At 63.9% G+C, this 19,566-nt stretch carries 17 protein-coding genes; 12 read left to right on the top strand and 5 right to left on the bottom strand.

Annotated features, from left to right (window positions below; all coding sequences use genetic code 11):
- Positions 1-287: 287 nt before the first annotated feature.
- From HF027_RS01450 to HF027_RS01475, 6 genes are all read left to right on the top strand, one after another.
- Positions 288-881 (top strand): ANTAR domain-containing response regulator, encoded by a 594-nt coding sequence (locus HF027_RS01450; RefSeq protein ID WP_168012161.1) that lies wholly within the window; start codon positions 288-290, stop codon positions 879-881.
- A complete protein-coding gene (locus HF027_RS01455) occupies positions 878-1,903 on the top strand; it encodes a CmpA/NrtA family ABC transporter substrate-binding protein (protein ID WP_168012163.1) in 1,026 nt (341 codons plus the stop codon). The genes HF027_RS01450 and HF027_RS01455 overlap by 4 nt, the downstream gene beginning before the upstream one ends.
- Before the next feature lie 332 nt (positions 1,904-2,235).
- The gene (locus tag HF027_RS01460; RefSeq protein WP_168012165.1) at positions 2,236-3,573 is read left to right on the top strand and encodes an NAD(P)/FAD-dependent oxidoreductase; all 1,338 of its coding nucleotides are present in this window, start codon (positions 2,236-2,238) and stop codon (positions 3,571-3,573) included.
- Positions 3,570-6,080: a nitrite reductase large subunit NirB gene (gene nirB / locus HF027_RS01465; RefSeq protein WP_168012167.1), complete on the top strand. Its 2,511-nt coding sequence runs from the start codon at positions 3,570-3,572 to the stop codon at positions 6,078-6,080. The genes HF027_RS01460 and nirB overlap by 4 nt, the downstream gene beginning before the upstream one ends.
- A gap of 265 nt (positions 6,081-6,345) precedes the next feature.
- Positions 6,346-6,687, top strand: a complete 342-nt coding sequence (gene nirD / locus HF027_RS01470) for a nitrite reductase small subunit NirD (RefSeq protein WP_425338648.1) — start codon at positions 6,346-6,348, stop codon at positions 6,685-6,687.
- A gap of 348 nt (positions 6,688-7,035) precedes the next feature.
- Positions 7,036-8,448 carry a PhoH family protein gene (locus HF027_RS01475; RefSeq protein ID WP_168012172.1) on the top strand — a complete coding sequence of 471 codons (1,413 nt, stop codon included), beginning with the start codon at positions 7,036-7,038 and terminating at the stop codon, positions 8,446-8,448.
- A gap of 118 nt (positions 8,449-8,566) precedes the next feature.
- Here HF027_RS01475 and HF027_RS01480 read toward each other — a convergent pair whose 3' ends face one another.
- The 5 genes from HF027_RS01480 to HF027_RS01500 all read right to left on the bottom strand — a co-directional run bounded on the left by HF027_RS01480 (position 8,567) and on the right by HF027_RS01500 (position 12,868).
- Positions 8,567-8,788, bottom strand: coding sequence for a hypothetical protein (locus tag HF027_RS01480; RefSeq protein ID WP_168012174.1), 222 nt, complete (start codon positions 8,786-8,788; stop codon positions 8,567-8,569).
- A 173-nt stretch (positions 8,789-8,961) separates the two neighbouring features.
- Entirely contained in the window at positions 8,962-9,597 is a 636-nt protein-coding gene (locus HF027_RS01485; protein ID WP_168012176.1) for a DUF938 domain-containing protein, read from the bottom strand.
- A 10-nt stretch (positions 9,598-9,607) separates the two neighbouring features.
- A complete protein-coding gene (locus HF027_RS01490) occupies positions 9,608-10,300 on the bottom strand; it encodes an alpha/beta hydrolase (RefSeq protein WP_168012178.1) in 693 nt (230 codons plus the stop codon).
- 125 nt (positions 10,301-10,425) lie between these two features.
- The gene (locus tag HF027_RS01495) at positions 10,426-12,195 is read right to left on the bottom strand and encodes an SLC13 family permease (RefSeq protein ID WP_168012180.1); all 1,770 of its coding nucleotides are present in this window, start codon (positions 12,193-12,195) and stop codon (positions 10,426-10,428) included.
- Positions 12,196-12,661: 466 nt separating this feature from the next.
- Entirely contained in the window at positions 12,662-12,868 is a 207-nt protein-coding gene (locus HF027_RS01500; RefSeq protein ID WP_168012182.1) for a cold-shock protein, read from the bottom strand.
- Positions 12,869-13,495: 627 nt separating this feature from the next.
- On the opposite strand from HF027_RS01500, the gene HF027_RS01505 reads away from it, so the two are divergent.
- From HF027_RS01505 to arsJ, 6 genes are all read left to right on the top strand, one after another.
- Complete coding sequence (locus HF027_RS01505) at positions 13,496-14,293, top strand: murein L,D-transpeptidase catalytic domain family protein (protein ID WP_245184401.1); 798 nt, start codon at positions 13,496-13,498, stop codon at positions 14,291-14,293.
- Positions 14,293-14,652 carry a DUF6164 family protein gene (locus HF027_RS01510; protein ID WP_168012184.1) on the top strand — a complete coding sequence of 120 codons (360 nt, stop codon included), beginning with the start codon at positions 14,293-14,295 and terminating at the stop codon, positions 14,650-14,652. Before HF027_RS01505 ends, HF027_RS01510 begins: the two co-directional genes overlap by 1 nt.
- Before the next feature lie 344 nt (positions 14,653-14,996).
- Positions 14,997-16,667 (top strand): FMN-binding glutamate synthase family protein, encoded by a 1,671-nt coding sequence (locus HF027_RS01515; RefSeq protein WP_168012186.1) that lies wholly within the window; start codon positions 14,997-14,999, stop codon positions 16,665-16,667.
- A gap of 140 nt (positions 16,668-16,807) precedes the next feature.
- Positions 16,808-17,188 carry a metalloregulator ArsR/SmtB family transcription factor gene (locus tag HF027_RS01520; protein ID WP_425338649.1) on the top strand — a complete coding sequence of 127 codons (381 nt, stop codon included), beginning with the start codon at positions 16,808-16,810 and terminating at the stop codon, positions 17,186-17,188.
- 59 nt (positions 17,189-17,247) lie between these two features.
- A complete protein-coding gene (locus tag HF027_RS01525) occupies positions 17,248-18,294 on the top strand; it encodes an ArsJ-associated glyceraldehyde-3-phosphate dehydrogenase (RefSeq protein WP_168012188.1) in 1,047 nt (348 codons plus the stop codon).
- Positions 18,295-18,303: 9 nt separating this feature from the next.
- Positions 18,304-19,566 (top strand): organoarsenical effux MFS transporter ArsJ, encoded by a 1,263-nt coding sequence (arsJ, locus tag HF027_RS01530; RefSeq protein WP_168012190.1) that lies wholly within the window; start codon positions 18,304-18,306, stop codon positions 19,564-19,566.

A 19,566-nucleotide genomic window follows, 5' to 3' on the forward strand; every position in this document is an offset into this window, starting at 1 on the left:
ATGCGCGGCGTAGAGAGCCCAACCCGCGGCCGTCGGCTCACCCACTTCTGCGCTCCCGGACGCACCATCGGGATGCAACGGACAGCGAAAGCGCACCAACAAGACTCGCCGATAGCCGTTCCGAGGCCTCACGATGCGTGCGGCGGCGCCTGGGGCACAAGCGGCGTCTAGCGTCCGGCAACGGCCCCACGAGAGACCAGCCGCCGCCGGCATGCGACAAGACGGTACATTCCTTGCATGAGTCGGAGCATCCGCATTACGTTCATCGAAGATCGCGAGCCACCACCATGCCCCCACCGCTGAATATCCTGCTGGTCGACGACGAGGTCGTGCGCGCCGCCATGGTCGAGGAGGCCCTCACCAGCGAGGGCCACCGGGTGATCTGCCGGCTGCAGACCCCCACCAGCCTCAACGAGATGGTCGCCCGCCACGAGCCCGACGTGGTGATCATCGACATGGAGTCCCCCGACCGCGACACCCTCGACAGCATGGCGCTGCTCAACCGGGAGAACCCGCGCCCGGTGGTGTTCTTCGCCGACCAGCATGACTCCGACACCATGCAGGCGGCGCTCAAGTCCGGGGTCAGCGCCTATGTGGTCGATGGCCTGGTACCCAGCCGTGTCCGCGCCATCATCGACGTCGCCATCGCTCGCTTCGACGCCTTCCAATCGATGCGCAGCGAACTCGACAAGACGCGTAACAAGCTTGCCGAGCGCAAGCGCATCGAGCGCGCCAAGGGCCTCTTGATGCAGCACCAGAACTGTGGAGAAGAGGAGGCCTACCGCATGCTGCGCAAGATCGCCATGGATCGTAGCCAGCGTATCTTTGAGGTCGCCAAGAGCGTCATCGACATTCTCGAACCCCTGGAGAAGGGCCCATGACTGCATTGAAAGATGCCGAACTCGACCGACTGACGCTCGGCTTCGTGCCCCTGATCGACTGTGCCCTGCTGGTCGTCGCCCGAGAGCAGGGCTTCTTCGCCGAGCAGGGTCTCGATGTCACGCTGTCGCGCCAGAATGCCTGGTCGACGCTGCGCGACCGGGTAGCTGCCGGCCTGCTGGACGGCGCCCAGATGCTGGCCCCGCTGCCGCTGGCCATGAGCCTGGGGCTGGGGCGCGCGCCCTGCGACACCCTGGCACCGATCGTCCTGGGTCGACACGGTAATACCATCGCCTTGTCCCATGAGCTCTCAAGCATCAGCGGCGTCGGCTATCACGAGGATCCGGCCCTCAGTGCTCGCTCGCTCGCCGGCTACCTCGGCAAGCACCCGGACCACCGCCTGAGCCTGGCCATGGTCTATCCGCACTCCTGCCAACACTATGAGCTGCGCCATTGGCTGAGCCTTGGTGGCCTCGATCCGGACCGGGACCTGGACCTCAGCGTCTTGCCGCCGCCGCAGATGGTCGAGGCGCTCGAGGCCGGTCGCATCGATGGCTTCTGCGTGGGCGAGCCCTGGGGGTCACTGGCCGAGTCGCGAGAGGCCGGGCGAATCGTCGCCACCGGCGCTCAGCTATGGCCCACGCCGCCCGAGAAGGTGCTCGGCGTGACGCGCTCCTGGGCCCACCGCTATCCGGCCACCCTGGCACGGCTGATCCGTGCCCTGCGTGAGGCCAGTCACTGGCTCTCGGCGGCCCCCGCAAACCGTCGCCAGGCCTACGAATGGCTGGCCCTGCCGCCCTATCTGGATCGCTCGATCAGCCATCTCGACCACCTGCCGCTGGACGAGGCACCGATCAACCAGCAGCTCTACGGCCCCGACATGCTGCGCCCCGAGGTCGAGAGCGCAAGCCTGTTCGCCGAGCAGATGGATCAGCAGATGCGTGCCAGCGGCCGCCGCCTGGACCGTGCCACCCTCGATGAGTGCTACAGCCCTGTGCATTTCGACGCGACGACGCACCAGTGACGAGCACGGGAGCGGATGCCGGCGCCTTCTTACGCCGACAGGAATCACTCACAACATACTGTTGATAAAGGATAAAAAGACGAAATCGCGCCATTGGCCGATTCCTTGCACATATCCTTACAGCACTGCCCCTCTCGCCAGGGGCACCCCTAACCGGCCAGCGACGACCAATGGCGGTCGCCGCTGAGCCACGGACGAAGACGTCCGGCCAGGTACTGCCGCTATGCGTGGCGGCACCTGACCGGGCGTCTTTTTTTGTGCGTCGTCCCCCGCCCACCGCTGGTCGGCAGACGAGAGCGCATGAACGCAATGACCGCTGGAGGAGAGGCACCATGACCCCTCACCCGACGCCCACCGCCGAGCACCTGGTGATCATCGGCAACGGCATGGCCGGCCACCGCCTGCTCGAGGCGTTGATGAAACGCCCTGACCGCCCCCGCCGCATCACCATGATCGGCGAGGAAAACACACCGGCCTACAACCGCATCCTGCTATCGCCCTGGCTGGCCGGGGAGATGGACCGCGAGGCCCTGACCCTGCACGACGCCGACTGGTATGCCGACCAGGGCATCGAGCTGCTGCTGGGCGCGCGGATCGCCGAGATCGACCGCCGGCAGCGACGCCTCGTCACTGCCGCGGGCCGGCAGATCGGCTACGACCGCCTGGTGCTGGCCACCGGCTCACGCCCGGCGATGCCGGCCGTCGAAGGCATCGATCTGGAGGGTGTCCACGGCTTTCGTGACCTTGAGGACGTCGCGGCGTTGACCCGGGCGGCACGGCGCGGAGGCCCGGCGGTGGTCATCGGCGGTGGGCTGCTCGGCCTGGAGGCCGCCGAGGGGTTGCGCAAACAGGCGAAGCTCGAGGCAGCAGGCGACCCGCAGGCGACCGGCCGCGACATGACCATCAGCGTGTTGCAGCGCTCGGACCGGCTGATGAACCGCCAGCTCGATGCCACCGCGGCCGGGCTGCTGGAGGCGGAGCTGAACGAGCGCGGCCTTGCCATCCTGACCGGCGCTCGCCTGGCCGCCCTGGAGGACGACACGCAGGGGCGGGTCTGCGCCGTGCACCTCGAGGACGGTCGACGGCTCGCCGCCCACTGCGTGGTGATCGCCGCCGGTATTACGCCCAATGCCGAGCTTGGCGAGGCGGCGGGGCTAGAGGTGAAGCGCGCCATCGTCGTCGATGAGTTTCTCACTACCTCCGACCCGTGCATTCATGCCCTGGGCGAATGCTGCCAGTTCAATGGCACCACCTACGGCCTGGTCGAGCCGATCTGGCGCCAGGTCGAGGTGCTGGCCGATCACCTGAGCCGCACAGCCAAGGCTCAGGCGGCGTCCGGCTACGTCGAGCGGCCCACCGCCACCAAGCTCAAGGTCAGCGGCATCGCGCTGTATGCCTTCGGCCCCATCGAGCCCGACGACGATCACGAGGTGTTGACCTACCACGATCCGCAGCACGGCGACTATCGCCGCCTGCTGCTGCGCGACAACCGCCTCGAGGGGGCCGTGCTCTACGGCGATACCGCCGCCGGCCCCTGGTACTTCGAGCATTCGCTTAACGGACAGGATCTCTCCGGCTGCCGCCAGGCCCTGCTGTTCGGGGCAAGCGACGCCAACCGCCTGCTCGATTCCGCTTCTTCCCCCACCGCCACTCAGGAGGCCGCCGCATGACGACGCCTACTCCCCAAGACCTGATCATCATCGGTAACGGCATGGTCGGCCACCATCTGGTCGAGCAACTCATCGAACGCGGCGCCACCGAGCAATACCGCATCACGGTATTCGGCGAGGAGCGTCATCGCGCCTACGACCGCGTCCACCTCTCCGAATACTTCGCCGCTCACGACGCCCAGTCGCTGGCCATGTGCGATGCGGACTTCTACGCGCAGAACGGCATCGAGTTGCGCCTGCATGAGGCGGTGACCGCCCTCGACCGCGACAAGGGCGAGGTGGTGACCGACCAGGGTCGCTATGCCTACGACCGGCTGGTGCTGGCCACCGGCTCCTACCCCTTCGTGCCGCCGATCCCCGGCAACGATCGCGACAACTGCCTGGTCTACCGCACCCTGGATGATTTAGACGCCATCCGCGCCGCGGCAAAGACGGCCACCACCGGCGTGGTGGTCGGCGGCGGCCTGCTCGGCCTGGAGGCGGCCAACGCCCTGCACGGCCTCGATCTCGATACCGCCGTGGTCGAGTTCGCCCCTCGGCTGATGCCGATGCAGGTCGACACCGAGGGCGGTGAGCTGCTGCGCGAGAAGATCGAGGCGCTGGGCGTTCAGGTGCTCACCGGCCGCGCCACCCAGCATATCGAGGACGGCGAGGCCAGCTTCCACCGCATGGTCTTCCAGGACGACAAGGTACTGGAGACCGACCTGATCGTGTTCTCGGCAGGCATTCGGCCCCGCGACGAGCTGGCAAGGGACGCCGCCCTGGAGATGGGCGAGCGCGGCGGCGTGGCGATCGACGACCACTGCCTGACCAGCGACCCGGCGATCCTGGCCATCGGCGAGGTGGCGCTGTGGCAGGGCAGCATCTTCGGCCTGGTGGCCCCTGGCTACCAGATGGCCAAGGCCGCCGCGGATACCCTGCTGGGTGGTGAGCTGACCTTCGAAGGCGCCGACATGAGCACCAAGCTCAAGCTGCTCGGCGTCGACGTAGGCGCCATCGGCGACGCCCACGGCAACCAGAACCCCGGCGCGCGGATGTTCCGCTACCTCGACGAGATCAAGCAGGAATACCGCAAGCTGGTGGTCACAAGCGACGGCAAGAAGCTGCTCGGCGCCATGCTGGTGGGCGACAACGCCACCTACGACACCCTGATGCAGTATTACAGCAATGGCCTGGAACTGCCCGAGGACCCGGCTGCGCTGATCCTGCCCTCCAGCGAGGGCGCGCCGACCCTGGGCGCCGACGCCCTGCCCGAGGGCGCGACCATCTGCTCCTGTCACAATGTCACCAAGGGCGCAATCTGCGAGACGATCGACGCCGGCGCCGTCGACCTGGGGGCCGTCAAGGCCGAGACCAAGGCCAGCACCGGCTGCGGCGGTTGCGCGGGCCTGCTCAAGAGCGTGGTCGACCATGAACTCGAGGCCCGCGGCGTGGAGGTCGACCACTCGATCTGCGAACACTTCGCCCACACCCGCCAGGAGCTCTATTCGCTGGTGCGCGTCGAGGGCATCAAGACCTTCAGCGAGCTGATCGAGAAGCACGGCACGGCGTCAGGCCACCGCCTCGGCTGTGATATCTGCAAGCCGGCGGTGGCCTCGATCCTGGCCTCCTGCTTCAACGAGCCGATCACCGATGCCGCGCATATCCCGCTGCAGGATACCAACGACACCTTCATGGCCAACATGCAGAAGAACGGCACCTACTCGGTGGTGCCGCGCATTCCCGGCGGTGAGATCACCCCGAGCAAGCTGCGCGTGCTGGGGGAGGTCGGCGAGAAGTACGGTCTCTACACCAAGATCACCGGCGGCCAGCGGGTCGACCTGTTCGGCGCCCACCTCGAGGACCTGCCGGACATCTGGGGCGAATTGATCGACGCCGGCTTCGAGACCGGTCACGCCTACGGCAAGTCGCTGCGCACCGTGAAGTCCTGCGTCGGCAGCACCTGGTGCCGCTATGGCGTCCAGGACAGCGTCGGCATGGCGATCCGGCTGGAGAACCGCTACAAGGGCCTGCGCTCGCCCCACAAGATCAAGTTCGCCGTCTCCGGCTGCACCCGGGAGTGTGCCGAGGCCCAGAGCAAGGACATCGGGGTGATCGCCACCGAGCATGGCTGGAACCTCTATGTCTGCGGCAACGGCGGCATGCGCCCGCGCCATGCCGAGCTGTTCGCGACCGATCTGGACGACGAGGCCCTGATCAGCACCATCGATCGCCTGCTGATGTTCTATGTGCGCACCGCCGATCGCCTGCAGCGGACCTCGGTGTGGCGCGAGAGCCTCGAGGGCGGCCTGGATTACCTCAAGGAGGTGGTGCTCGAGGACAGCCTGGGCATCAACGCGGAGCTCGAGGCCCAGATGCAGACCGTGATCGACAACTACGAATGTGAGTGGGCCGGTGCGCTCAAGGACCCCGAGAAGCTCAAGCGCTTCCGCAGCTTCGTCAACGATGCCCGCCCCGACCCGGACATCATCGTAACCGAGGAGCGCGGCCAGCTCAGGCCCGCCTGACAGGTCCTTCCGCTCCCGTTGACACCCTCTGCGTGCCAACGAGGGGCGCCGGGGACAGGTTGAAGAGGAGGTCCTACGCCAGGGATGGCGTCGGTAGCGCCCAGGGATGGGTTCAAAGCGCCTCCTCGCAGACCTGTCCACGAATCAGCCCCGAGTGACCAGACCGGCGCCTATCGTTCCTCCAACGACGAATTGGCCACGCATCACGTTCCACGAACGAACAAGGTACTCTCACATGACCACCGCAACTGCAGAAGTCACAGCCATGACCTGGCAACCCCTGTGCACCAAGGCCGACCTGGTCGCCTACTCCGGCGTCGCCGCCTGGATCGAGACGCCCGAGGGACCGGCCCAGGTGGCCCTTTTTTACCTCCCCGGCCACGCCACCGAGCTGTTCGCCCTGGACCATCACGACCCTTTCTCCGACGCCAACGTCATCGCCCGCGGCATCGTCGGCGACATTCAGGGGGAGCCGGTGGTGGCATCGCCCATCTACAAGCAGCATTTTCGTCTCAGCGACGGCCAGTGCCTGGAAGACGAGACGGTGCGGTTGCGCTGTTGGCCGCTGCGCCTTGAAAGCGGTCAGGTCCTGATTGCCACTGACTGACCTTTCGCATGATGCTGCCGCAGGCATGGCGAAACAGTAGCCGAGATGAAAGACGTGGGTTACGTTAAACGGTAATGCCGTACAGAAAATGTTCGAAGGCGTCGAAACGGCGGACACCAGGCTTCACATCGTTGCGTCGCCTCAGCGTGAAAGCCGTTATGTTGCCGCACTGGGCATACAACACTCATGCTAAGGACATAAGGAAAATCACCTAAGACGGGAGGCGCCAATCACAAGAGCGTTAGGCAAGGAAGGCGGCACTGGCTGGACCAGCGAAAGATTGTCATGTCCCTGTAAGGGCTCGCTGCCAGTGTCGGAACTGCGGTTAACCAAGGAGTGTTCCTGCCGATGGTACGAATCGAGAAGAAAGCCACCCGGCTTTACGTGCTGGACACCAACGTCCTGATTCATGACCCTGCCGCCCTCTACCAGTTCGAAGAGCATGATGTGGTCATCCCGATGACCGTGCTGGAAGAGCTCGACAAGCACAAAAACGGCATTCGCGAGATCGCCCGTACCGCCCGCCAAGTCAGTCGCACCCTCTCCGATATCACAAGCCGCGTCGGCTTCGATGAAATCCAGGCCGGTATCCCGATTCCCGGTTCCATCGGTGTCACTGGCCGCCTGCGCTTTCTCTGCTACCACGACCTGAAACCGCTCGACAACCTGGAGGACAGCCCCGACAACCGGATCCTCGCCGAGACCTGCCGGCTGCGTGACGACCGCCCGGATGCCTCGGTGATCCTTGTGACCAAGGACATCAACCTGCGGGTCAAGGCCGCCGCCCTCAAGGTGCCGGTGGAAGACTATCTCAACGACCGTGCCTTCTCCGATCTCGACGCCATGATCGAGGGTGCGCGGATCTACCCTGATGCCGGCGAGCACGGGACCGGCCTCTGGGAAGAGCTGGATGTCGAGGTCAAGGTCGAGCGTGTTGACCACCATACCTACTACCAACTGAGCGGCGAGATGCCCACCGACTGGCATGTCGGCATGCTGGTCTCGGACAGCGAGAACGACGCCAATTTCGAAGCCATCATCCGCGAACTGGGACCGACCAGCGCACGGCTTCAGCTACTCACCAACTACCGCCATCACGCCGGTGTGTGGGGCGTGCACGCCCACGACAGCCGCCAGAACTTTACCCTCAACCTGCTGATGGACCCGGACATCGATCTGGTGACCATCGCCGGCAACGCCGGCACCGGCAAGACCTTCATGACGCTTGCCGCCGCGCTCGAGCAGACGCTGGACATGAAGGGCTTCGAGCGCATTGTCTTCACCCGGGCGCCGATTCCGATGGGCGAAGACATCGGCTTCTTGCCCGGCACCGAGGAAGAGAAGATGTCACCGTGGATGGGTGCCTTCCATGACAATATGGATAACCTGCTACGTGACGAGAAGGACGGCTCGTCAAGCTGGGACAATGACGCTACCCGCTCGCTGATCGGCTCCCGGGTACAGATCCGCTCACCGGGGTTCATGCGCGGACGCACCCTCAATGACACCCTGCTGATCATTGATGAGGCCCAGAACTTCACACCCAAGCAGCTGAAATCCCTGATCACCCGCGCCGGGCGTAACACCAAGATCGTCTGCCTGGGCAACGTCGGGCAGATCGATACGCCCTACCTCACCGCCAACACCTGTGGCATGGCAACAGTCGTGCAGAACTTCCGCGACTGGCCCCATGCCGGCCACATCACGCTGCGAAGTGTCGAACGCTCGCGGCTGGCTCTCGCAGGCGAAGAACTGCTCTAGGCATATCTAGGCATGGAGCCTTCCCTCTCAACACAACGACGCCCGCCATTTGGCGGGCGTCTTGCGTCGTATGGCTAGGCCCGGGCGCTGACGACCCGTTGATTCAGGACCAGCTGATTCAGTCGTGCCGATTGGCTGCCTTCTCGAGCAATGCCTCGCTCTCGCTGCCGGGGCCCTGGCGAATGATTTCCTGTGCTTCGTGATAGAGGCATACATACGTACTACAGGAAGCACAGAACACCTTGTCATCGGGGTTATGCACCTCGGATACCCGCATGCGGTGGCTGCCGCAATTAGGGCAACCTACCGGCAAGCGAAAATCTTCTGATAAATCGGGCATATCTGTCTCCTGAGCGTATCGTCCACAGTGAATAGTCCGGGCATTCGACCGAGAGTTCAAGTCAGTTCCGGCTTTTACACGAGCGGCAGATGAGCGGGAAGCCGGTCTGACTGCAGAGCGGGCAAGGGCCTATGACCATAGCACTCTACCCGGACGACTCAACTGGCTGGGCGCTATTCGCTGGACTGCTTGAACATCACGCTAAGGTTATTGGCCGGCATGTCGACCACGCGCTCAAGGACCAACCCCTCGGCCTCGGCACAGGCCCTTACCGCCTCCAGGTCGCGGATGCCCCATTGCGGGTCGCGCTGGCGAAGCGAGGCATCGAAGGAGGCATTGCTGGCGGCGGTATGCTTTCCCTCGCGCTTAAAGGGGCCATAGAGAAAGAGCCTGCCGCCCGGCGGTAGATGCATCGCCGCCTCGCTCATCAGCGCTTCGGTCACCGCCCAGGGCGAGATATGAATCAGGTTGATAGCAACCACGACATCGAAGCGTGTCAGCGGCCAAGGCCTGCGCTGTACGTCCAGCCTCAGCGGCTCGAAAAGGTTCTCGGGGCCCTCTGCGGCCCGCCAGTCGCGAATCGACGCCAGCGCCTCCAGGCTCGGGTCGCTCGGCTGCCAATCCACCCAGGGCAGGGCAAGGGAGAAGCTCAACGCATGCTCGCCGCTGCCACTCGCGAGCTCCAGCACCTGCAGGCGCTCGGCATTGCCCGCCTTGAGAACATCGCGCAGCATCGGTTCAAGCACCTCAAGAATCGGCCCGCGATTGCGTGCCACCGCCGGGCTGGACAGGCGAGAATCGGATGTCATGGCGAATCCTTCAGCTCTTTTCCGTTTCATCTGCACCCTGACTCAAGCGCTCACCCAGCCAGGTCCCAATCTGGGCGATCTGCTGTGGGCAAATCGCGTGCTGCATCGGATAGCTGCGATAAATCAGTGGATGGCCCATGGCCTCGGCACGCTCGGCGCCCTCGCGACCCAGAGACTCCGGTACCACTGGGTCGAAGTTACCGTGATGTACTTCAATCGGCAGGTCACGGTTGGCATCGCTTGGCACGATGGAGTCTGCGGTAGCGAAGTACGTCGACATGGCCAGCAGTCCGCCGAGGCGCTTGGGGTAGGTGAGCGCGGCTTCATAGGCCACGGCGCCGCCCTGGGAGAAACCGGCCAGGATGATATGGCGGCTGTCGATCCCCTTGGCGATCTCGGCATCGATCAGTTCATGCACGCGCTTGGCGGAAACCCGCAGCTGCGCCTCGTCGACTCGACGGCCCAGGTTCATCTCGAGAATGTCGTACCAGGCCGGCATCTGCATGCCGCCATTCACGGTGACAGGCAGGCGGGGCGCATGGGGCAACACGGTGCGCAGTGCGACGCTACGGGGCAGCGAAAAGGCCGGCACGATCGGTGCCAGGTCATTACCATCAGCGCCCAGACCATGCAGGAGGATGAGACTGGCATTGGCCGGACGACCACCGGCGGGTTCAATCACAAGCTCGTCGGAAGTGCTCATAAAGGCGGCTCCTAGCAGGAAAAATGTTGCCGTTACCCTACCCCAGCCGCTTTACCACGGCGACCCCCAAGGTGCAGCAGGCACCTGAAAATCCTTATCCTACGATGCGTGGGATATCGGCCTTTCTAGAAGGACCAGATCTGGGGAATCAGCCCCAATGCCACCACGGCGGTAATCACATTGAGCGGCCCACCCACCCGTAGGTAGTCGCGGAAGCGATACCCGCCGGGACCGTACACCATCAAGTTGGTCTGATAGCCAATCGGGGTAATGAAGCTTGCCGAGGCCGCGAACATCACCGCAATCACATACGGCATGGGGCTCACCCCCAGGTTCTCGGCCGCCGCTGTGACGATGGGGAAGGTGATCACTGCCGCGGCGTTATTGGTGACCAGTGCGGTCAGCAGGGCCACCAGCACATAGACGCCCGCCAGCAGCAACCAGGGCCCGGCATTCATCATCTCAAGGGCAGCACTCGCTATCGCCGCGGCGGCGCCCGAGCTCTCGAGTGCCGCACCGAGGCCAAAGGAAGCGGCAATCGTCAGCAGCACTTGGGTGTCCATGCCACGCTTGGCGGCATTCACCGAGCAGCAGCCGGTGATCACGGCCAGGGTCGCGCCAAGCATGGCGGCGTTGAGCATGCTCATTATCCCGAAGGTGGCCAGTATCACCACGCCCCCGAGGATGCTCCAGGCAAGCCACGACTTCTCGTGAACCGGTCGCGCCTGGCCATTGACCTGGCTGATCAGCAGGAAGTCGCGGGACTGGCGGTGGCGCTCGATGAATGGTGGGCGTGCCTCCAGCAGCAACACGTCGGCGGGTTGCAGACGAATCTGCCCCAGGTTGCCGGCGACCCGCTCGCCGCTACGACATACCGCCAGCACGGCCGCCCCATAGAGGGTGCGAAAATGGCCCTCGCGGATACGCTGACCCACGAATTGGCACTGATCGGATACGACGACTTCGACCAGCCGGCGCTCCTTGTAATTCTTCTCAAGGCTAAGCTCGCCCTGATGGGATGGCATCAGACCGCGGATCTGCTGAAGCTCCACCGCGCCCGCCGAGGTGCCGGCGAAGACCAGGCGGTCATTACCCTTGAGGATTTCCCCCGGCCCCACCACGCTGACCACATTGCCACCGCGCTCGATCTCGACCAGGAACAGATCTTCCAGATGGCGCAGCCCGGCCTGTTCGACGCTCTTGTCGACCAGGGGCCCATCGGGATCGATTTCCATCTCGATGGTGAACTCCCGCGGGTTCTCGAAGGCCTGCGCAGTCCCCTTGCCCTTCGGCAGAAGATGCCGTCCGACCAGCGCCAGATAGAGCACCCCGATCAGCGCCATCGGCACCCCCACCCAGGCAATATCAAAAAGCCCCAGGTTCAACTCCGGGTAACGTTCGACAAGCAAGCCGTTGACCACCAGATTGGTACTGGTGCCGAGCAGCGATACCGTCCCACCGAGGATCGACGCGAAGCTCAGCGGCATTAGAAAACGCGACGCCGGCTGACGGATGCGCCGGCTCCAGCCCAGCACCGCCGGAATATAGGTCGCGACCACCGGCGTATTGTTGAGAAAACCGCTCATCGTCGCCACCGGCACCAACAGCCGCCACTGGGCAGCGACTTCGCTGCGCGGCTGACCCAGGCCGTAACGGATGATCAGATCAATGCCGCCTGTCTCACGGATGCTGGCCACCAGCACATACATGAAGGCCACCGTGAACAGGCCACTGCTAGAAAACCCCGCCAGCGCCTGATCGGGACCAATGACGCCAAGGGTCATCAACACAACGACAGCACCCAGAAGAATCATGTCGGTACCGATCCGGGTCAGCGCCATCATCGGAAAGACGGCAACCACCACGGCAACGGCCAACCAGGCATCCAGAGACATCAACCACCCATCATGAGAACCGAAAAGTGGTCTATTGTGACGCGTCGTGAATATAGCGAAAAGTTATTTGTAGAAATTTCGTTATTCCTGGAAAGCAAGTCCGTAGCGACGAGAGCGGTCGCGAAACAATAAGCGAGTCGGGACAACGTCAACCGTTGGACGCAGGGCAGGAAGAGCCAACACCGAGGACCAAACAAGAACGACCGATCATGAGGTTGAAACGGGCTCGATAGCCAGAGTTGCGGGTAAAAAGCTAGCAGGCTAGATGAGCGAGCAGGATGAAACGGCAGGGCGCGGGAGAAAGGCGAGAAAACAGGACAAGGGGCTAAGGTGATAAAGAAAAGCTGCCGATGACGCCACTGAAGGCAGGGGTCATTGAGGCCATGACGCACAAGGCCCGCCGATGGCGGGCCTTGTGAATACTAGATGCTAGCGTACCAGCAAGTAGCGTATCAGGGTCGACGATTCAGTCGATAACCTTGATGTTGGATGCCTGAAGGCCTTTCTTGCCCTGAGTGACCTCGAAGGAAACCTTCTGGCCGTCCTGCAGGGTTTTGAAGCCGTCAGCCTGAATCTCGGAGAAGTGCACGAACAGGTCGTCGCCGTTGTCTTCCGGAGAGATGAAGCCGTAGCCCTTGGTGTCGTTGAACCACTTGACGGTGCCAGTTGCCATGATCGATATCCTCGAATAGCTAATGATGTACCGGGAATTACCCGAAGTTGAGTGGGCAAAACAAAAAACGATATTCACCAGACTACCGAAGCGCTTACAACGATTTCGGGTACTACTGACGAACTGCATCTTGCCAACTAACTGATCGAACTATGCATGCGCACCCTGGGCGCGTCAAACAAATTTTTACCCCCTTTTGACCCAGCGCAAGAAGCCCCCTATTTCCCTTCCATGGACATCCGAAAGCAAGGCCAAACGCCCATCAGCGGCGGGCTATGCGGCCAAATAAACCGGCAGTAACGCCTTCCGCGATCACCGTCCAAGACACCCGATTCGCGGCCCGACGTGCTAAGCTTTGTCTGAAAAGTCGACGAGCGAAGGCCAGACAAGGCAAAAATTGGCGAAAGAGCGGAGTTTACGGGGTGTAAATGAGCATTTTGAGCCGATTTTTAACGCCGTATGGGCGAGCGCAGTACTTTTCAGACATTGCCTAAGCGTTTGGCGAGCGTCTCCCCTGTCGTCATAATAACCGCTATCTTCGTGAAGGCGCCGTCACCAAGCCTTTGCCGCCCATTCAAGGATTCATCAGCCATCAGCGATATCGCCTGTGGAAGGAGACTTCTTGCCATGCCGACGTGTCCGCCTCGCAAGCGTAATGGACGTCATGCGTTAACCCCCTCGCCACTGCGCGTCGGCGTCCTGGTCCTCGCTGTTCTGGCCATGGCGGCGCCTGCCCTGGCATCGACCCCTTCCGAGCCAGGCGATGAGTCACTTCCCGACACCCTGGAACGGCTGGCCCCCGGGGCCTCACCCAAGGTGCTGAAGCTGGCGGCTCGGGCGATCCAATGTGCCAACTCAGGCGCCGAACGGCTGGCGGTCATCGATTTCTCGCGCTCCGCCAACGAGGAACGTCTTTGGGTCTTCGACCTCGCGCATGAGCGGCTGCTGTTCAAGGAACTGGTCGCCCATGGTCAGGGCACAGGCCAGGAGTACGCTCGCCACTTTTCCAACACCCCGGACAGCCACCAGTCGAGTCTGGGGCTTTTTCGCACCCAGCAGAGCTATACCGGCATCAATGGCTACTCGCTGCGCCTGGAGGGGCTGGAGCCCGGCATCAATGATCTGGCCTATGAGCGGGCCATCGTCATGCATGGCGCCGATTACGTGAGTGAGGACTTCATCGCCGCCAACGGCCGCCTGGGCCGAAGCTGGGGCTGCCCGGCGGTGCCGAGCGAGGTGGCCAAGCCGCTGATCGACAGCCTCGAAGGTCATCAATACCTGTTCGCCTATTACCCGGATCAGCACTGGCTCCAAAACTCCGCGTATCTGAACTGCCTGCCCAAGGTGACATTGAACGAGGCCATCGATACCGGCGAGCAAGCGATGGTCAACCGGAACACCGATTACCAAGGAAGGGATAGTTAATGGCCACCCTGCTTTTCCACCTGCGCGACGTGCCCGATGAAGAGGCCCAGGAGGTACGCGAGCTGCTCGCCGAGCATGATATCGAGGTGTACGAGACCGAAGCGGGCCGCTGGAGGCTCGCCGTCCCCGCACTGTGGCTGGTCGACGAATCGCGCCTCGACGAGGCCCGGGGCCTGATTGATGCCTACCAGCGAGAACTGCATGAGCGGATGCAACGCGATCACGCCGAAGCCCGCGACCGTGGCGAGGCACCAGGCGTGTGGGACCAGCTGCGCCAGCACCCCATGGCCGTACTGGTCACCCTGATCGCGCTGGGCCTGATGCTCGGTCTGAGCCTGCTGCCCTTTCTTAACCTCTAGCTTAACCTCTAGGCTCACTCTCCAAGCTTACCCTCCAGGGTCAATCTTCCAGGTCCACTCTTCCAGATACGCTCTTCCAGATACGCTCTTCCAGATACGCTCTTCCAGGGTCGCGCGACGGGCGCTCGCGCCAGGCATCCATCCTGATCCCTTGACGCCCAAGCGCTCTGTGGCTCGAAAAGCGTCGCGACGAGCCGGTCATCGCCACCGCGCGCAGCGTGCTGGCCGACACCTGGCCCCGCTAAACCGGCACGGTCGCCAACACCCCGTCATTGACAGCGCCACGGCCGCCACGTCGAATATTGGCACCCTCTTCTTCACGATGACCGGCAGGAGCCTATCGCATGCCCCCCTTACCCGCTCGCCTGACCGATTGGCTTCGCACCCTGCGCAGCGAGTCTCGCTACATCGCCTACGGCGCGAGTATCGTCGGCCTGATCGCGAGCCTTGCACTGATGACCCAGAGCCATGCCTGGGGCTTCGTGGCACTGGTCTTTGCCGCCCTGGCGGCACTGGGCACCCATGACCTGCGCCAGCGCCAGCGTACGGTGAGTCGCAACTACCCGATCCTTGCTCATCTGCGCTATGGGCTCGAGGCGATCGGCCCGGAAATTCGCCAGTACTTCATCCAGGACGATACCGAACCGCGGCCCTTCTCGCGGGAACAGCGCGGCGCGGTCTACCAGCGCGCCAAGAACACCATGGACAAGAAACCCTTCGGCTCGCTGCATGACATGTATGCGCCTGGCTATGAATGGGTCAATCCGTCGATGGCACCGGCCCCCCATCGTGGCCATGACTTTCGCGTGACGATCGGCGCCACTCGCCCGAAGCCCTATGCGGCCAGCGTCTTCAATATCTCGGCGATGAGCTTCGGTTCATTGTCAGGCAACGCCATCGAGGCCCTGAACCGGGGTGCCGCGCGCGGCGGCTTCTACCATGACACCGGCGAAGGGGCGATTTCGCCTTACCACCGCCAGGGCGGCGACCTTGTCTGGGAAATCGGCTCGGGCTATTTCGGCTGTCGCACCGAGGCGGGAGACTTCAGCGATGAACGTTTCATCGAGGGCGCCACGCTCGATCAGGTCAAGATGATCGAGATCAAGCTCAGTCAGGGTGCCAAACCCGGCCATGGCGGCATCCTGCCTGGCGCCAAGGTGACCGACGAGATCGCCTCGACTCGCGGCGTGCCGCCAGGCGAAGACGTGGTCTCCCCTGCCGCTCACTCTGCCTTCACCACGCCACGCGAGCTGATCGCCTTCATCGTGCGCCTGCGAGAACTGTCCGGCGGCAAACCGGTGGGCATCAAGCTGTCCATTGGACACCCCTGGGAATGGTTCGGGCTGGTCAAGGCAATGCTTGCTACCGGCGAGCATCCCGACTTTATCGTCGTCGACGGCGGCGAAGGCGGAACCGGCGCGGCACCGCTCGAGTTCATCAATCGACTGGGCATGCCGCTCACCGAGGCCCTGCTGCTGGTGCACAACACCCTGGTCGGTGCCAACCTGCGCGAGTCGATCAAGATCGGCGCCGCCGGCAAGCTGATCTCGGCCTTCGATGTTGCCCGCACCATTGCCCTGGGCGCCGACTGGTGCAACGCCGCTCGCGGCTACATGTTCGCCCTGGGTTGCATTCAGGCCCGCGCCTGCCATACCGATCGTTGCCCCAGCGGCGTGGCGACCCAGGATCCGCGTCGCAGCGCCCACCTGGACGTGGCCGACAAGAGCAAACGGGTTCATCACTTCCACGACAACACCCTCAAGGCGCTGGCCGAGATGCTGGCCGCGGCCGGCCTGAACTCACCCGACGACCTCGGCCCTGAACACATCCTGCGCCGGCTCTCCAGCCATGAGATCCGCTCCTTCGATCAACTCTTCAACTACCTGCCACCAGGAGCGCTGCTCAACGGCCCGCCCCAGCATGAGGTGTTCGCCCACTACTGGGTCGATGCCAGCGCCGACACCTTTCATGCGCCGGCCGTCGAGGCCGCAAGACGCACCAGCAAGCTCTACTAGGCCTTTCGTCCAGGTGTCGGAAGCATGCCGACACCTGAGCACATCACTGCCTCGCTGACTCGGCGGGGCATCGCCATCTGTCATTGCGCTGACACATATACGCATTACCATATATACGCAGTACCATATGGGTAGCTGACATGATGACAGGGAGACATGCCGTGACCCCGACCCGGCTTCACAAGTGCCTCGCCGACGAGACCCGCCTGCTGCTGACGCTGCTGATCCACGCCGAGGGCGAGCTGTGCGTATGCGAGATGCTTCATGCCCTCAAGGCCAGCCAGCCTGCGGCCTCCCAGCCCAAGGTCTCGCGACACCTGGCCCTGTTGCGCGACGGCGGGCTGCTCGAGGACCGCCGCCAGGGGCAGTGGGTCTACTACCGGCTGGCCCCCGACTTGCCGGCCTGGGCCGAGCGCCTGATCGCGGCCTCCGCCGAGGGCGCCGAGGCCGAGCTTGCGCCCCTGCAGCGGTGCCTCGCCACCATGGGTAACCGCCCCACCCGCCAGGCGGCCTGCTGCTGAGCGATCGAGGCCTCGGCCTCCCTTCTTTTTCCCCGAACGATATTCACCAGGAGCCTTCCATGACCCTTCGCATCGGCATCAACGGCCTCGGCCGCATCGGTCGCCTCGCCCTGCGCTGCCTGTGGGCAGAGCGCACCACAGCACTTGAGCATCAGGCATTGTCGCTCGAGATCGTTGCCGTCAACGACCCGGGCGGCGATGCGGCCACCTTCGCTCACCTGCTCGAGTTTGACTCGGTGCATGGGCGCTGGTCACCAGGAAACGGCATTCATGCCGAGGACGACGCCATCATCATCGACGGCGTGCGCCTGCCCTTCTTTGCCCATACCGCCATCGAGAAGACCGATTGGTCAGGCTGCGATGTGGTGATCGAGGCCTCCGGCGTCATGAAGACCCGCGACACCCTCGACGCCTACCTGTCTCAGGGGGTGGGCCGCGTGGTGGTCTCGGCGCCGATCAAGGAGGAAGGCGTGCTCAATGTGGTGATGGGGGTCAACGATACGGCCTTCGATCCGGCGACACACCGCATCGTCACCGCGGCCAGCTGCACCACCAACTGTCTGGCACCGCTGGTCAAGGTCATCCATGAGACCTTCGGCATCCGCCACGGCTCGATGACCACGGTGCATGACATCACCAATACCCAGGTGATCCTCGATACGCCAAGCTCACCAAGCAAGCCTGACCTGCGCCGCTCGCGGGCCTCGAGCATGAGCCTGATTCCCACCACCACCGGCTCGGCCAAGGCGATCACGGCGATATTTCCCGAGCTCACGGGCAAGCTCAACGGCCACGCGGTACGCGTGCCACTGGCCAACGCCTCGCTCACCGACATGGTCTTCGAGCTCGAGCGCGAGACCAGCATCGAGGAGGTCAACGATGCCCTCAAGACTGCCGCCGACGGCGAACTCGAAGGCATCCTGGGCTACGAGTCACGACCGCTGGTCTCCATCGACTATCGCACCGACCCGCGCAGTGCGATCGTCGATGCACCCTCGACGCTGGTGATCAATGGCACGCAGCTCAAGCTCTACGCCTGGTACGACAACGAATGGGGCTACGCCAACCGCACCGTCGAACTGGCCCTGAAAGTCGGCCGAGCCTGAGGAGGCTTCATGACGCTCATCGCACGGCTGCAGTCGTTGCCTTTCGAGGTCCGCCAGTACCTGCTGGTCACCGGCAACTACTGGGCCTTCACCCTGACCGATGGCGCCCTGCGCATGCTGGTGGTGCTGCACTTCCACCAGCTGGGCTACTCGCCGCTTGAGGTCGCGCTGCTGTTCCTGTTCTACGAGGCCTTCGGCGTGGTCACCAACCTGGTCGGCGGCTGGCTGGGGGCACGCCTGGGGCTCAACCGCACCATGAACCTGGGGCTTGGCCTGCAACTCGTGGCTCTCGCCATGCTGCTGGTGCCCAGCACAGCGCTCAGCGTGGTCTGGGTGATGGCCGCTCAGGCGCTTTCCGGGGTCGCCAAGGATCTCAACAAGATGAGCGCCAAGAGCGCGGTCAAGGTGCTGCTGCCCAAGGACGCCAATGGCGGCGATGCCGCGACCCAGAGCGCGCTCTATCGCTGGGTGGCGCTGCTTACCGGTTCCAAGAACGCCCTCAAGGGCGCCGGCTTCTTCCTCGGCGGACTCCTGCTGTCGCTGGTCGGCTTTCGCGGCGCGATACTGGCGCTGTGGGGTCTTCTGGTGGGAGTGCTGGCGCTCTCGCTGTGGCGGCTGCGGGCGGACCTGGGGCGCCAGAAAGCCAAGCCCAAGTTTCGCGAGGTTCTCTCGACTTCAAGAGCGGTCAACGTGCTCGCGGCGGCGCGCCTCTTGCTGTTCGCCTCGCGGGATGTCTGGTTCGTGGTCGCCCTGCCGGTGTTCCTCTATGACGTACATGGCTGGAACTTCTGGAGCGTGGGCATCCTGATGGCCGTGTGGGTGATCGGCTACGGCGGCGTGCAGACCCAGGCGCCGGCCATCACGCGGCGCTTCCACGGCAGCCCGGCTGCCATCACCGCCGGCTGGGCCCTGGCGTTGGCCCTGCTCCCGGCGGCCCTGGCGCTGTTGCCGCTGGGCGCTGGCAGCGACTCGGGGGCCGGCTGGCTGATCGCGGGGCTACTGGCCTTCGGCGCGGTATTCGCCGTCAACTCGAGCTGGCATAGCTACCTGATCGTGCGCTATGCCCGCGCCGAGGGTGTGTCGATGGATGTCGGCTTCTATTACATGGCCAACGCCATGGGGCGCCTGGCCGGCACCCTGCTCTCGGGCTGGCTCTATCAGACGCAGGGCCTTGCCGCCTGCCTGTGGGTCTCGGCGGCACTGGTCATGGCGAGTGCCCTGCTGGCCCTGGCATTGCCGCGCGAGGCGACGGCACCCGCCGGCCCGCAGTGA

Source organism: Halomonas salinarum (assembly GCF_012062845.1).
In the GTDB taxonomy this organism is placed as follows: domain Bacteria; phylum Pseudomonadota; class Gammaproteobacteria; order Pseudomonadales; family Halomonadaceae; genus Onishia; species Onishia salinarum.